12 protein-coding genes and 3 pseudogenes are annotated in these 14,763 nt (G+C 36.3%); 7 read left to right on the top strand and 8 right to left on the bottom strand.

Annotated features, from left to right (window positions below; all coding sequences use genetic code 11):
* The first annotated feature begins 556 nt into the window (after positions 1-556).
* The gene (locus M44_RS13660; RefSeq protein ID WP_010174466.1) at positions 557-751 is read left to right on the top strand and encodes an alpha/beta-type small acid-soluble spore protein; all 195 of its coding nucleotides are present in this window, start codon (positions 557-559) and stop codon (positions 749-751) included.
* Between the two features lie 89 nt (positions 752-840).
* On the opposite strand, the gene M44_RS13665 is transcribed toward M44_RS13660, so the two are convergent.
* The 7 genes and pseudogenes from M44_RS13665 to M44_RS23300 all read right to left on the bottom strand — a co-directional run bounded on the left by M44_RS13665 (position 841) and on the right by M44_RS23300 (position 10,687).
* A complete protein-coding gene (locus M44_RS13665; protein WP_010174467.1) occupies positions 841-1,860 on the bottom strand; it encodes an anti-sigma factor domain-containing protein in 1,020 nt (339 codons plus the stop codon).
* Between the two features lie 132 nt (positions 1,861-1,992).
* Positions 1,993-2,616 (bottom strand): sigma factor, encoded by a 624-nt coding sequence (locus tag M44_RS23290; protein WP_010174468.1) that lies wholly within the window; start codon positions 2,614-2,616, stop codon positions 1,993-1,995.
* Between the two features lie 251 nt (positions 2,617-2,867).
* Positions 2,868-3,328 (bottom strand): annotated as a pseudogene (locus M44_RS29990) (hypothetical protein).
* Positions 3,329-3,387: 59 nt separating this feature from the next.
* Positions 3,388-4,476, bottom strand: a complete 1,089-nt coding sequence (locus M44_RS13680; protein WP_010174470.1) for an SDR family oxidoreductase — start codon at positions 4,474-4,476, stop codon at positions 3,388-3,390.
* 116 nt (positions 4,477-4,592) lie between these two features.
* Entirely contained in the window at positions 4,593-7,664 is a 3,072-nt protein-coding gene (locus M44_RS13685) for an efflux RND transporter permease subunit (protein WP_010174471.1), read from the bottom strand.
* 267 nt (positions 7,665-7,931) lie between these two features.
* Positions 7,932-8,867 (bottom strand): EAL domain-containing protein, encoded by a 936-nt coding sequence (locus tag M44_RS13690; protein WP_010174472.1) that lies wholly within the window; start codon positions 8,865-8,867, stop codon positions 7,932-7,934.
* Positions 8,868-9,111: 244 nt separating this feature from the next.
* Positions 9,112-10,687 (bottom strand): annotated as a pseudogene (locus M44_RS23300) (peptide chain release factor 3).
* 217 nt (positions 10,688-10,904) lie between these two features.
* On the opposite strand from M44_RS23300, the gene M44_RS28335 reads away from it, so the two are divergent.
* From M44_RS28335 to M44_RS25465, 4 genes and pseudogenes are all read left to right on the top strand, one after another.
* Complete coding sequence (locus M44_RS28335) at positions 10,905-11,330, top strand: DUF4397 domain-containing protein (RefSeq protein ID WP_010174475.1); 426 nt, start codon at positions 10,905-10,907, stop codon at positions 11,328-11,330.
* Positions 11,330-11,491 (top strand): annotated as a pseudogene (locus M44_RS28340) (DUF4397 domain-containing protein); the annotation flags it as partial. The gene M44_RS28335 and the pseudogene M44_RS28340, both read left to right, overlap by 1 nt.
* 54 nt (positions 11,492-11,545) lie before the next feature.
* The gene (locus M44_RS28345) at positions 11,546-11,686 is read left to right on the top strand and encodes a hypothetical protein (protein ID WP_010174476.1); all 141 of its coding nucleotides are present in this window, start codon (positions 11,546-11,548) and stop codon (positions 11,684-11,686) included.
* Between the two features lie 76 nt (positions 11,687-11,762).
* Positions 11,763-12,311, top strand: coding sequence for a class F sortase (locus M44_RS25465; RefSeq protein WP_237705292.1), 549 nt, complete (start codon positions 11,763-11,765; stop codon positions 12,309-12,311).
* Positions 12,312-12,346: 35 nt separating this feature from the next.
* On the opposite strand, the gene M44_RS13710 is transcribed toward M44_RS25465, so the two are convergent.
* Positions 12,347-12,589, bottom strand: a complete 243-nt coding sequence (locus M44_RS13710) for a YueH family protein (protein ID WP_010174478.1) — start codon at positions 12,587-12,589, stop codon at positions 12,347-12,349.
* A 216-nt stretch (positions 12,590-12,805) separates the two neighbouring features.
* On the opposite strand from M44_RS13710, the gene M44_RS13715 reads away from it, so the two are divergent.
* Both M44_RS13715 and M44_RS23315 read left to right on the top strand, forming a co-directional pair.
* Positions 12,806-14,023 carry a NupC/NupG family nucleoside CNT transporter gene (locus M44_RS13715; RefSeq protein ID WP_010174479.1) on the top strand — a complete coding sequence of 406 codons (1,218 nt, stop codon included), beginning with the start codon at positions 12,806-12,808 and terminating at the stop codon, positions 14,021-14,023.
* 159 nt (positions 14,024-14,182) lie between these two features.
* The gene (locus M44_RS23315) at positions 14,183-14,602 is read left to right on the top strand and encodes an Ohr family peroxiredoxin (RefSeq protein WP_010174480.1); all 420 of its coding nucleotides are present in this window, start codon (positions 14,183-14,185) and stop codon (positions 14,600-14,602) included.
* Positions 14,603-14,763 lie beyond the last annotated feature (161 nt).

Genomic DNA, 14,763 nt, shown 5'->3' on the forward strand with positions numbered 1-14,763 from the left:
CTAGCCCTTCGAGACATAGTGGTGAGCTTCCAAAAGGCAAAGTACGCCTTTCGGAATGCCCCTCTATGCTTGTCGGGACTGAACGAGCCACTTCAGCTTTTCGTTTTGTCTAGCTCTGCCTCCTAGGGGCTATTGGATTTCCGGTGTTGTCACCTTCAATCCATACGCCCCTAAACAGTCGGCTCCGCTTTTCTTCATGTCCATCTTCAGCGGCTAGCCCCTCGAGACATAGTGGCGACCTTCCAAAAGGCAAAGTACGCCTTTCGGAATGCCACCTCTATGCTTGTCGGGGCTGAACGAGCCGCTTCAGCTTTTCTTTGTCCAGCTCCGCCTCCTAGGGGCTATTGGATTTCCGGTGTTGTCACCTTCAATAAGTCAACATCGAATCGCTGGCGCTCTTCGTGTTTCCTTTATTTTGATGACAACCCCTCCAATCCATACGCCCCTAAACAGTCGGCTCCGCTTTTATAATAGGAAATTATTTTCAGGATGGTTTGTTGGGGAGTGGTTTACACTATAGGTAAGCAACAATATTAAAATTTTGGGAGTGAATAGTATGAGTCGTTCAAATAAATTAGTTGTACCTGGTGTGGAGCAGTATTTGGATCAGATTAAGTATGAAATTGCTCAAGAGTTTGGTGTTACACTAGGTTCTGATACTGTTGCCCGATCTAATGGGTCAGTTGGTGGAGAGATTACTAAAAGATTAGTAAAGCAAGCGCAAGAGTCTTTAAAAGGTACTCAATACTAAAACATTAGTAATAACGTACACATAACAAAAAACAACGAGACCTCATAAGATCTCGTTGTTTTTGATTACTCTTGCAAATTAGGTATTTTCTAGTCTTCACGCTCTTGCTTCTTCTGTTCTTTCTTTTCTTTTCGCTCTTTCTTCTCTGCACGCTCTTGCTTCTTCTGTTCTTTCTTCTCTTCACGTTCTTGCTTCTTCTGTTCTTTCTTCTCTTCACGTTCTGCCTTAGATAGCTCACGATGAGTTGATTGTTCTGTTTCTTTACTCTTATTAGTGCTCAAGTTACTTTCAGGCATTTCAATTGAAATTCCACCTATATCTTTATCTTTGCTAATGTCAATATCTTCTTGCTCACTTGAGATTTTAAGTAAATCATTTGAAGCTGTGACTTTAATATCTTGAAAAGAAGAATCTGAAGTTTTATCTCCATTATTTTCAGGTTGATTCGTTTCTATATTTGGTTCTGAGTTTTCTAGTTGGGTTTTTAAGTATTCCCCAGTTGATACCCCTTGCTCCTGAGCCATAGTTCGCTCTTCTATTGTTCCCTCAACATAGTCTAAATTTTCATGAGACGATCTCACTTGTTCTATTTCAGAAAGAACATCATCATGAGTAGAATTATTTTTAACAAATACACTAGTAACAAGTATATTATCAGCTGAATTGATTAACCCTACTATTTCACTTTCTTCTAAAATAGAGGTAATTACTTCGCTTACATCTTTACCTTTCCAATCCAGTTGTGCTATTAGCTTCCTTGTATCGACGTCCTTAGTATAAATGTCTAAAACATGTAAATGCTCATCTACCTCAAATTCAACAAAGATATTCGTTTCCATTGAGACATATGCATAAACACTCTTTTGATTGAAAGTAGGATATAAAATTGCAAATACAAATACAATGGAAGCAACCATCATTAATACTGGTTTTGGAAGGATCGTCATTACATTTGAAAACTGCGTATAAAGAGGTTCACGAAAATGATGAAAAACTATCTCTTCTCCAACATGAACCCCATCTCGCTTTTTTCCTTTTACMAATTCCCCTTCAGATGTTAAAAGGATTAGATAACGATTGTGCACTTCCATAATAATCCCTTTATTCATATCATAACCGCCCCTTTAAGTAATCACGCAAATAATAGAATTGTTCTGAAAGTATGATTGTTACGGCTATTATATATTTTCTATTTCTTTCTATCGTTTTTCGACTAACTGATGCTAATTCTTCGAGCTCTTTCATAGGTAATCTTTTTTCTCTCTTAAGTAACCTAATAGCTCTTCACGCTCTATAATTAATTGAGCGATTTGAAACGCATTTAGTCTGGCATCTTCATGTTTTGGTGAATGTTTTACGACGTCCTGTAATGTTAAACCATATTCTTTAAGGATCATTGTATATTCATTAATTTCTTCTCTTCTAGCTAACGCCTGATCTTGATGTTTTTGATGTTCAATTGATAATTTATCTACGATTGGATTAAATACCTGATCTTTTTCGTCTTCTTTTTCAAGTGCTGTTAGACTTAGATGTTGGTCCTTACTTTCCTTTCGAATGTAATCAATTACTTTTCTCGTAATGATTACATCAGAAAAGCTAAGTAAAGAAGATCCTTTATTTGAATCGTACTTCATAATAGCTTCGTGAAATGCCCATAAACCAACACTAAACTCATCATCTGTTTCGTGTATATATCGCTTACAGACCCTTGAAACCACTTTCTTAATAAATGGCTTATAAGCTTCAAGGGTTTCATCAAGCAAACTATCTTCTCCACCTTGAATAAGAAGCGCAGTTTCTTCTAATGATCTATTTTTACGCCTCGTTAAATCAGACAGTTTAAATATTAAAGAGATGATCATGCTCTCACCCTTTCCCCTGAACAATTATAGCACCATTCGACACCATTTGATTTAGGGAGGAAGAGGGAAAAGAATAGTAAAAAAATAGTAAAACAGTAACAGATTATCGTAAAAAAGATTCGAATATATAGTGCGAAAGAACTATAAGAAAGATTGTTTGCCACTTCATTTTCATACTATTTTGCGCTCAATATAACATACGGATGATAAAATTAGTTTTAGGGGGTAATAAACGAAGGATTAAAAGGAGATTATTTCCTACGCGAAAGCAAAAACTGAGCAAAAAGACCTATTGATGCTCCTGGTATGACAAATAACATAGGGGTAAAAATAGGACCTAAATGATAATGAAATAGTTGAACCCTTGGGGAGAACATAATTCCGACCGTAACAAAATAAGCACAACTAACAAACGGAATAAATTGATAGGCAATTTCCTCCTTTAACTGCTGTAATACTGAACGATAGGCATCCCACATGGCAAAAAAGTACAGACAAGGAATAAAAAAAGTATCCATCCAAAGTCTAATACTTCAAAAGCTTGATCAATGTCACCTAGAAAACTTAGCATAATCGCTCTATTGAAATGGCTATTCACATTAATGATAAATTCCAGTATGACGAATAAAAACCCCTTTAAAAACTCTTTATTCAACAGTTGAGCAAAGCCTGGTAATGCAATGCTCCACAGAATCGTTTCTAATTTTTTTATTCATGGGATAGTTCCTCCTATTTCATTATAATATCCATTTATAGGAAGAACATGCTAGGTTATTCATAAGAAATATGATAACTGTTATTTTGTTTATTTTGCTGATAGTACTCTACAACTGTCGGAACGATATCTTTAATAGATGCACAGGTTATACCAGACAAGGATAAAGCCTTTAACGTGTTATCACAATTAAAAAGACCCGTATGTTTGAAATAAACAATTGATTCTTTTTCAACCCTAAAGTATTTTCTTGCCATCTTTAATGAAAAAACACCAGTTAACACCCATGATGGGATCGAACCCTTCGTCTCCTTATTTAGCATAGAATGCAACAATAACTGATAAAAGCTCCTTACATTTTCTGGGTTTGGGTCTACAAGGTGATACGTTTTACCACTTGCTTCATTTAATTCGCTCAAAAAAATGGAGGAATCAATAACATAATCAAAGGGTACGACGTTGATAACGGTGTCTGGATTCCCAATCGACGGATAATATGGCAAGAACGATAATCGATCGAACATGTTTAGAAGAAAATATGGTCCATCAAACTTAGTTGTTTCTCCCGTAAGACTATGTCCCCAAACGATACTTGGACGAATTATGGTAATAGGAATGGCATCTTTTAAAGGTTGAACTAAACATTCCGCAAAATACTTAGTCTCTTCGTAATAATTATAAAAAGATGGAGGCTGTATCAACTCCTCTTCTAATATCGTTCCTGCGCGAGTACCCGCCACATAAGCTGTACTAAAATACATATACCTATCTAGATTCTTAATAGCTAAAACAAACTCATTCACATTTCTAGTCCCTATTACATTCACTTCATATGCCATTTCCTTTTTTGTTGCAATGTCATAAATTGCTGCCAAATGCCATACCATTCTTACCTGCTCTTGCATCTTTCTTTTCAAAGAAGTAGAGAGACCTAAGTTAGGCTTCGTTATATCGCCTAAAAGAATGGTGATTTGCGATGCATCAGAACCCGTCTCATATATGAGTCGCTCTTTTACTCTTTGTGCTTTTTGTTTCATTTTATGAAGGCATAAACAATATATTTTGCATGGCTTTTTTAGTAACAATTGCTTTATCAATTGTTCACTTAGAAAACCCGGAAAGCCTGTAATGAAGTGGACTGACATAAATATGACCTCCTTTTTTAACATTGTATACTGAATTTTCTTACAAAAACAAGAAAAAATTCGCTCGAAAGCGAATTTTAACAGTGAATACATAATTTACATTCTCTTTAAATTTCCTATTGATTCTTCCATTTCTTCATACTTCGAGTATCTTTATCAATTAAGCTGTATACTGCTGGGATAATATATAACGTCAATAGGGTCGATGATAATAATCCACCTATTACCGTAATACCCATTGGCTGATTTATTTCTGTCCCTTCTCCAATTCCAATGGCCAAGGGTAGTAAACCTAATATAGTAGTTGCAGCTGTCATAAAGATAGGTCGAGCTCGATCTTTAACCGATTCTACAATGGCATCATAGGAATTCATTCCAGATGCCTTACGTTGGTTAATATAGTCTACAATGACAATAGCATTGTTAACAACTATTCCTGCCAGTACAATGACCCCAATTATAGACGTAATGCTTATCTCAGTATTTGTAATCAATAAGGCAAAGCTTACTCCAATGATCATAAGAGGCACTGTAAACATGATGACAAACGGATATTTGAAGGACTCAAATTGCGCACTCATAACAATATATACAAGTACGATAGCTAAAATGATAGCCAATACCATATCATCAATCGAATCCTCTAACAATTCACGATCCCCACCAAACTTAATTAACGTTTGAGATGGAAGTTCTAATGAAGCAATGGCTTCGTCTACTCTACTTGAAATCGTACCTAAATCTAATGTAGCTTCGTACGTTAACGAAAACTCAACTGCATCTTGTTGGTTTATACGATCTATACTGACAGGGCCCTCCTTTGTTTGAATTTCCGCAATTTCATCAAGAGTAATATAACCAGCTGAAGGAGTTTTGAGTTTTAACTTTTTTAAAGCATTCACATCTTCCATTATTTCAGCATCATATTGCACCACAACTGGAATAACATCAGAGGTATCTGAAACGATTTGTGTAGCGGTAACACCTCTAGTTACTGTATTGACAACATTCGCAACAGCAGCTGGGGTTAGTCCCTTATTTACTACTTCATCACGATTTATTGTCATGTGTACTTCTTCTATTTTTTCCATCTGATTAGTAGAAACTGATGTAATACCCTCAACTTCTTGTAAGCGATCCACTAACTTCATGGCGCCGGCATCTAATCTTTCTTTATTTAAATCTTGGACTGTAAAAGACAATGATTGAGGAGAGGTCCCAGACGTACTTTGTAAATTAAAGGAAAGCGAAGCACCTTCTTGCTCTTCAAGCAGCACAGGTTCAAGCTCTTCTTTTAACTCGTCTGTAAATTCAAAAATAGATATATCCCTTTTCTCAAGAGGAACTAAATTTACATATAGTTCTGCAATATTGGATTGTCCAGTACCTTGGAATGAACGTTCTTGAGTTGAACCAATTAAACTAACGTATAAATCTATGGCTTCTTGCTTCTCTAGAACTTCTTCGAGCTTTCTAACTACTTCCTCAGTTCTTGGCAGAGCTGTTCCATTTTCTAGTTCCACACTTATTGTAAAGAATCCTTCATCTGTTGCTGGTAAGAATTGAGTACCAACTCTTGTTAGACCAAATCCGCTAGCTACTAATAGTAAAGTCGTAAGCAAAAATACTATGAAACGGTGGTGCAGCACCCATTTAATTGAGCGTTCTAAACGATTAAAACTTTTCGACCTTCTTCTTGTTGTCTCAAAATCACCTTTTATAGGCTTTAACCAAATGCTAGCGAGCATAGGAATAACCGTTAGCGCTACAATTAGTGAAGCAAATAAGCTAAAGGATATTGTTAGAGCAAATTCAGTAAACAATTCTCCTATAATTCCCGTAATAAATACAACAGGTAAGAAGACTGCAATGGTCGTAAATGTTGAAGCAGTTATGGCAGCTCCAACTTCTTTAGCACCATCTTTTGCCGCTTCCTTTGGATCTTTCCCCAAGGATAAATGTCTGTAAATATTTTCAATGACAACAATAGCATTGTCCACTAGCATTCCGATCCCTAGCGCTAGTGCCCCTAGAGTCATAATGTTTAAGGCAAAATCTGAAAAATACATAAGTACAAACGTTACAATAACTGAATACGGAATAGCCACCCCAATGATAAGAGGACTTTTAATATTCCTTAAAAAAAGAAATAACACAAGCATGGCAAACGTACCACCTAATAAGAGCGTGTTTGTAATATTTCCAATTGCTACTTGTATGTAATCACCTTGGTCAAAAATGATGTCACTTTTGACTGATTGGAATCGATCCTCCTCTAATAAAAGGGACAATTCTTCCTGAAATCTATCTGAGACGTCAGCAGTATTCGCATCAGACTCTTGAAGCACGCTTAACAAAACAGAAGGATTTTGGTTGCTTCTAGTAATGGACTGTGATTCCTCTTCCTGCAACGTAACAGTACCGATGTCTTTAATCGTAATATCTTCGTTCGTTACAGGGTTCTTTAGTAGGATAATATTTTCAATATCTGATGTAGTCGTTAATTCGCTTAAAATTCTCGTAGTTAAAGATTTACCGTCACTAATAATTGAATCTCCAGGCATGGAAACATTATTGGCACCAATAACAGAGACCACATCTTGTTGTGTTAATTGATTTTCTTCTAAAGCATCTTGTTCTAATTCAATTCTAATTTCTTCACCAAAGGAGCCTGAGACATTAACATTTGCTACACCCTCAACTCGAGTTAATTCTAATTGAAGTTCTTCCGCTAATTCATTCAATTCTTCCTCTTTATCACTTTCTAGAGATACTTGAATAATTGGGAATTGAGCAGGATCAAATTTTAAGAACCTTGGCTTTTCTGCATCATCAGGTAAAGGAGCTTGATCGATTCTCTGAAGCACTTCATTTTGAATTTCATCAATGGAAGTGGACCAAGAAAACTCTAAGAGTATAAAGTTTGAACCTTCTTGGGAAGTCGATGTGATATCTTGGATTCCGGGTAAGGTTGCTAAGCTTTGTTCTAGTGGTTTTGTTACCTTTTCAACTACCTCAGTTGGTCCTGCTCCTTGATAGGTTGTGACAACCACTCCAACTGGAGGATTTAAATCTGGAATTAATTTTAACGGTATCCTAGTTAGAGACACGACTCCTAAGATTAATATTAAAAACATTGTCACCGTTGTAAAAACCGGTCGCCTAATAGAAAAATGACTAATTTTCACCCTTATTCTCCTTTCAATCCATCCGTATCTTTTATTCCTTTACTATAGCGAAAGAGTTAGTGCTTCACAAATTTAAAATCTCTTTTATAAAAAAAGCTTTTTAGCCCTCGCCCTATTGCAACAAAATAAATATGCTTTTCGATCAAACGTCATCAACCGAGAAATATCCTAATTCCCAAAACTACTGAACTGAGTATAAGAAAAGAAACAAAGTACTTCTTATACTAGAAGACTTTGTTTTCTTTTTTGTCCTTTACTAATTGTTTCTTAAGCCAATTGAAAGTATTCAACTGTTGGAGACGGTTTACCGAAGAAGTACCCTTGACCTAAATGAAAACCTAATTGTTTTAAGACCTCTACCTCTTCTTTTCTCTCTATTCCTTCTGCAAGGGTTGTAATTCCTAGTAAATTTGCTCTTTCTATGACTTGTTTTAGAAACTGTTGTTTGTTGTCATCTTTATCACAGTGTGAAATATAATGACGGTCTACTTTGACTATATCTGGTTGTAATAGTGTGAGCATTTCAATTGTACTAAAACCTGATCCTACATCATCTAAAGCAACTTTCATACCTTCTCTTCGATACGTATCTAGCACCAATTTTAAGTGGTCTATATCTTTAATATTTTCCGTTTCTACAACTTCAAAAACTAGATCATTAGGATCGACCTGATATTTTTCCACTACCTGAAAAGTATGCATAAGGCAAAATTCTGGATTGTATATCGTTGAAGGGAGGAAATTGATAAAACTCTTGACTCCTTTAGGTATTTGATTCATCCTCGCCTTAATGGCTAATTCTCTTGCTTTTTTATCAAGAAAAGAATTCAAACCTAATGTATTGGCTACCTCGAAAAGTCGTCCAGGATTAAATGAAATCGCTGGATTATTAGACCGTAACAGTGACTCATATCCAAATAACTTATTTGTTTCAAGTGTTAGTATGGGCTGTATATAGCTTACCAGTTCCTCTGACTGAATCATTTGCAACTCTTCGAAATGTTGTATGTATAATGCAAGCTGTTTAGTTGAATAGGTATGTGGAGATTCGTTTCTATGTTTTTGGATGGTTACTGTTTCAATATTTTGGTCAAGTGCGACCTTAATTATATCTTTCAATTGAGAGATCGATTGATAAGCAATGGTTGACTGACTCTCTTTAGTTAAAATACGGTTGTGATCGTTTTGTTTATATTCACCCATAATCATGTATCCTGAATCTGGGAGAGAAATAGTAAGACTACAATGTATACAAGATTGCAAAGTGTGCATTACAGAATCTCCTTCCAACTTAGTACTTAATACCTATTTTAACTAACCCTACTGTACCTTGCAAAAATACGAATCCAATATTGATAAATGATTTACTTTGTGAATGACTCTATAACCCAATATTGTTAGAAAAAGTCCTGTTACTTATAGGATAATAGAACAGGACTTTTAGTTTTTAGATTAAACTATATAAACGAATGGAAGGATGTTTATCCTGGAACCAGCGTAAAGCAAAATCATTTTCGAACAAGAAGACAAGTTGACCAACACGGTCCTTCACTAACAAACTTCTTGACGAACTCATATTTTCATTCACGTCTTTTTCATTTTCAATCCATCTTGCAATTTTATTTCCTACATTTTGCATAACAACATCAACATTATATTCGTTTTTCATACGATGCTCAAATACCTCGAATTGTAATTGACCAACAGCACCAAGAATGATCTCTTCCGTTCGAAGTGTTCGGTAGTACTGAATAGCCCCTTCTTGAACAAGCTGGTCAATACCTTTATAGAAGTGCTTTTGCTTCATTACGTTCTTCGCTGTCACTTTCATAAACAATTCCGGTGTAAATTGAGGGAGCTTCTCAAAATGATAGGAATCCTTTCCTCCGATTAGCGTATCGCCAATTTGGTAGTTACCTGTATCATATATTCCGATAATATCTCCACTCACGGCGTCATTTACAGTTGTCCGATCATCAGCAAGGAATTGTGTAGATTGAGATAACCTAATTGTCTTACCCGTTCGAGGTATAGTTACTTGCATTCCTCTTTCGAATTGTCCAGAACAAATCCGTAGGAATGCGATTCGGTCCCGGTGGGCAGGATTCATATTTGCTTGTATCTTAAAAATAAATCCTGAAAAAGTCTCGTTCAAAGGCGAAACATATTCCCCTTCTTCTGTTTTTCTTGGCTGAGGAGAAGGAGCAAATTCCAAATAAGATTCTAGAAACGTCTGAACACCAAAATTCGTTAAGGCACTACCAAAAAATACAGGTGTTAACTCACCATTTGCAATTCTCTCTTTTGAAAACTCATTACCAGCTTCGTTCAATAGCAAGACCTCTTCTAGTAATTGATCATATAGAGGATCTTGCTTAATTGGATGATCCCCATCAATTTCTCCATCCGAATTTAATGGAATGAATCGATCGTGCCCTTCCGTTTTTGAATATTCAATACGATTACGATAGCGATCATATACACCAAGAAACTCTTTTCCCATCCCAATCGGCCAGTTCATTGGGTAAGATTGAATACCTAGAACTTCTTCTAACTCTTCAAGTAAAGCAAGTGGATCCTTCCCTTGACGGTCTAACTTATTGATAAACGTAAAGATTGGAATTCCTCTTAACTTACATACTTTGAATAATTTTAACGTTTGTGGCTCGATCCCTTTTGCTGAGTCAATAATCATAACAGCACTATCAACCGCCATTAATGTTCTGTACGTATCTTCACTAAAATCTTGGTGACCAGGTGTATCCAAAATGTTTACATGATAATCATCATATGAAAACTGCATAACTGAAGAAGTAACAGAAATTCCTCTTTGCTTCTCAATCTCCATCCAGTCAGATGTCGCAAATTTTCCCGTTTTTTTACCTTTTACCGTCCCTGCATCACGAATGGCTCCTCCAAATAAAAAGAAGCTGTTCCGTTAATGTTGTTTTCCCTGCGTCAGGGTGAGATATGATAGCAAATGTTCTTCTTGATTGAACATTCGATTCAAATTGATTTGTCATGAAAAATCCCCTTACTGTTAATCACTAATTTACTTAAATCACTCATTGTTTCATCATATGACTTTCTGTCTAAACATTCAACTGTTTCTTGAATGTGCTGAAAAATGTTTAGGTATTTAATAAAGGGGCAGTTTAAACTCTGAAAGCACAGAAAATTATTCCTGTGTTGGCAAGTTAATCTTTTAACTTGTACATATTTTGGAGGAGAGTGGAACGAATGAAAAAGTTTGGTTTATCGGTAATTGCACTAGTTTTATCCTTAGCATTTGCAAATTTTGCAAGTGCAGCAGAAAATGCGATGGTGAGAATTTTTCACGCATCACCTGACGCACCAGCGGTTGATGTTTATGTAAACGGAGATGCAGTTGTTGAAGGCGCGGAATTTAAAGATGCAACAGATTACTTAGAATTACCTGCTGGAAAACATATGGTTGAAATTTATCCTGCTGGTGATATGTCAAATGCGGTTATTAGCACAGAACTAGAAGTTATGGCTGGGCAAGCGTATACAGTTGCTGCAATTAATGATTTAACAAATCTAGAGTTATCTGTTACAACGGATACGATGATGGTTGAAGAAGGAAAACGAAAGTACGTGTTGGTCACTTTTCTCCTGATGCACCAACAGTTGATGTCGGTCTAATTGGTGGAGATGCATTATTCAGTGGAGCTAACTTCAAAGATGTAACGGATTATTCTGAGTTAGATGCTGGAACATATGATTTAGAAATTAGAACAACGGATGGAACTCAAGTTCTTGACTTATCAGGTACGACTTTAAATGCAAATACTGTATATAGTGTATATGCAGTAAACACTGCAAGTAACTTAGAGGTTGTTGTCCTAACAGATGCAACGATGATGCCTTCTGAAATGCCACAAACAGGTATGGGTGGTACGGCTAACTCTGCAAGTTCTAATCTTTGGGTATATGCTCTAATTGGAGGAGTTGCTATAACTTCAATTATTGGATTACGTCGATTTCAAAAAAATAACTAATATTGTTTTTATAGTCACGATATTTGGGGTTATAACTGCATGTTCTAACCCAGTAAACGATGTAATAAAGACAGAAGTGACACAAAAAGAACCTGTGCAAATTAGTGAAAAAGTAGAAGAATTACAAGCAACTGTTAAGGATTCTTCTACTTCTTCCTTTGTCCCTGCAAGCGCACCCGTTAATCCTTTGAAAATTACAATTCCTAGTATCAATGTAGAAGCTGAAATTCACCCTTATGGTATGGATGATACAGGAAGAATGGCTGTACCTGAAGATCCTGAAGAAGTTGGATGGTACAAATATGGTGTCACCCCTGGCTCAGCAGGTAACGCAGTTCTTGCAGGACATGTTGATAGCAAGGTTGGACCTGCGGTGTTCTTCTATTTAAAAGATTTAAAAACAGGTGACAAAATTCACATCACCAATGCAAATGGAGAAGAATTGGTGTTTGAAGTAAAGGACAGCCAAAAATACTCTCCTGAAGATGCACCGATGAATGAAATTTTCGGTCCTTCTGAAACTAAATCACTTAATTTAATAACTTGCACAGGGTATTTTGATCGCTCAGTTGGTCATTACGAAGAACGATTAGTTGTCTTTACTGAATTAATTAGTGAAATATAAAAATGTCCCCTAACAAAAATTGTTAGGGGACATTTTTACATTTCCCTTATCCACTGAAGTAAACGTAGAGCAAACCCTTTAGCTTCATGAGAGTCGATCCCTCTTTCCTTCATCCTGCTTTCAGTAAGCAAGGCAAAGTCATTTGAAATTTCCTCATAGGTAAGAGCATAGGACCATTCCAACTCGGGTATTGCTATTAATACAAGCTCCTCCTTTTTGTTTTCATGAAGAAAAATTTTTAATTCATGACCATCTACTACAGACTTTCTAGTTTTCATGGTATTCACCCTTCGTATTAATTTCAAAAACCAAACAGCACCATTACAATCAATGACAACCGGAAATTTCGACACTATTCATGTTTGCCATTGAACATTCCTCCTTAGCATTGTAAAATATAAAACCGTGTCCGACAAGAGTCGCGGAACGGACTGGAAGGTAGGAATGAAAGTAATTCAAAATCCATCCACAAAATAATTTTAGAGGTGACGAGTATGCAATACATATGGGGTATTATCGGTATTTTAACCGTATTACTAATTGGTTTTTTATTTTCCAAACATAAAACAAAAATTAATTATCGAACAATTCTTTTTGGACTAGCTATACAAATATTGTTTGCTTTTATTGTACTGAAAACCAGTATTGGTCAAGCAGGATTACAACAGTTAACGAGTGTGGTCAATAACATTATTGGCTATTCCGATGCAGGAGCCAAGTTCTTATTTGGAGGGCTTTATACAGAACAATCTAATATAGCCTTCGTGTTTGCCTTTGACATTTTACCAGTGGTTATTTTCTTTTCTGCTTTAATCTCCGTTCTTTACTACCTAAAAGTTATGCAATTCTTTATTTACATTATAGGTGGAGCATTATCTTGGTTACTTGGGACTCGCAAAGCAGAATCTATGTCGGCTGCAGCTAATATCTTTGTAGGCCAAACAGAAGCACCGCTTATTGTTCGTCCCTATTTAAATAAAATGACAGAATCAGAGTTGTTTGCCGTCATGACTGGAGGCTTAGCTTCTGTTGCAGGATCTGTATTAATTGGGTACTCATTACTAGGGGTTCCACTTGAGTTTTTATTAGCAGCTAGCTTTATGGCTGCACCTGCAGGACTTGTTATGGCAAAGATTTTCCTTCCAGAAACAAGTGATGCTCCAGAGCCAAAAGACTTTGAAATGGAAGCAGACAATGAATCAACAAATGTAATAGATGCTGCAGCTAGGGGAGCGAGTGTTGGTTTGCAATTAGCCTTAAACATTGGTGCCATGTTACTCGCATTTATTGCATTAGTTGCCTTAATTAATGGATTACTTGGATTTGTTGGCGGCTGGTTTGGTGCAGAGGATCTATCACTTGAGCTCGTATTAGGATATGTATTTGCTCCACTGGCATTTGCCATTGGTGTACCTTGGGAAGAGGCTGTGCTAGCTGGTAACTTTATTGGTCAAAAACTAGTGATTAATGAATTTGTTGCGTATTCAAATTTTGCTCCTGTTATTGATCAACTCTCCACAAAAACAGTGGCGATTATTTCCTTCGCTCTTTGTGGATTTGCTAACGTGTCCTCTCTTGGAATTCTTCTAGGTGGTTTAGGTAACCTAGCACCTGACCGGAGAGGAGACATTGCAAAAATGGGACTTCGTGCAATATTTGCGGGTGCTCTAGCGTCTCTTTTAAGTGCTGCAATCGCTGGTATGTTAATTTAATTTGAGCGCTTGTGGAACTTTTTCACAAGCGTTTTTTCTCATCAATGATAGCTACTTTTCCACGATCCAAATATTCTCTTCCAACTACTCCAGTTCGTTTGTTTTGTATTTTATTAACAGGGAATAGAGTAGCTATAAAACATAAATGAGGTGTTTTCCATGGAAGAGTTATATTCTATATATGCAACTGCATACGGTGGTCAAGAAGGTACTGTCAGATCACCTAATCTAAAGTTAAACTATCAGACTCCAGTAGAGTTAACCGATCAACCTACTCCTTCTACTGGTACAAATCCTGAAGAACTATTGGCCTGTGCGTACAGTATTTGTTTTCAACATGCGTTACGTCAAGCTTTTCAAGTAGAAAATATGGAAGAAAAAGAAACAGAAGTGACGAGTCATGTCTCTCTAAGTGCGGATAAGGATGATGTTGGCAATCAATTATCCATCATCATAGATGTCAAAATACTTGGTGTAATTAAGGAAGAAGCTCAAGTATTAATTGAGAGAGCCCATAACTTTTGTACGTTTAGAAAGGCGTTTGGTGATAATATCCCTGTTCAAGTAAGAAGAATTTAAGAAGTTGCGAATATCGCAGCTTCTTTTATATTCTTAGACTTAAATTTAAATAAATTGGAGTTTTTTATTCAGCAAGCTTGTGAATCAGAGTGCGACGCTCTAAATTCTAAAAACATGAAATCAGATACATGGAGTTACTTTTCTCACAAAACGTAGACCAT

The sequence above is a fragment of the Bacillus coahuilensis m4-4 genome (genome assembly GCF_000171615.1).
In the GTDB taxonomy this organism is placed as follows: Bacteria; Bacillota; Bacilli; order Bacillales; family Bacillaceae_K; genus Bacillus_T; species Bacillus_T coahuilensis.

What these genes read in the sequence shown, in the direction of transcription:
- M44_RS13660 (WP_010174466.1), top strand. Translation starts at nt 557, where the DNA reads ATGAGTCGTTCAAATAAATTAGTTGTACCTGGTGTGGAGCAGTATTTG.
- M44_RS23315 (WP_010174480.1), top strand. Translation starts at nt 14,183, where the DNA reads ATGGAAGAGTTATATTCTATATATGCAACTGCATACGGTGGTCAAGAA.
- M44_RS28345 (WP_010174476.1), top strand. Translation starts at nt 11,546, where the DNA reads ATGATGCCTTCTGAAATGCCACAAACAGGTATGGGTGGTACGGCTAAC.
- M44_RS13690 (WP_010174472.1), bottom strand. Translation starts at nt 8,867, where the DNA reads ATGGGTGAATATAAACAAAACGATCACAACCGTATTTTAACTAAAGAG.
- M44_RS28335 (WP_010174475.1), top strand. Translation starts at nt 10,905, where the DNA reads ATGAAAAAGTTTGGTTTATCGGTAATTGCACTAGTTTTATCCTTAGCA.
- M44_RS23290 (WP_010174468.1), bottom strand. Translation starts at nt 2,616, where the DNA reads ATGATCATCTCTTTAATATTTAAACTGTCTGATTTAACGAGGCGTAAA.
- M44_RS13710 (WP_010174478.1), bottom strand. Translation starts at nt 12,589, where the DNA reads ATGAAAACTAGAAAGTCTGTAGTAGATGGTCATGAATTAAAAATTTTT.
- M44_RS13680 (WP_010174470.1), bottom strand. Translation starts at nt 4,476, where the DNA reads ATGTCAGTCCACTTCATTACAGGCTTTCCGGGTTTTCTAAGTGAACAA.
- M44_RS13715 (WP_010174479.1), top strand. Translation starts at nt 12,806, where the DNA reads ATGCAATACATATGGGGTATTATCGGTATTTTAACCGTATTACTAATT.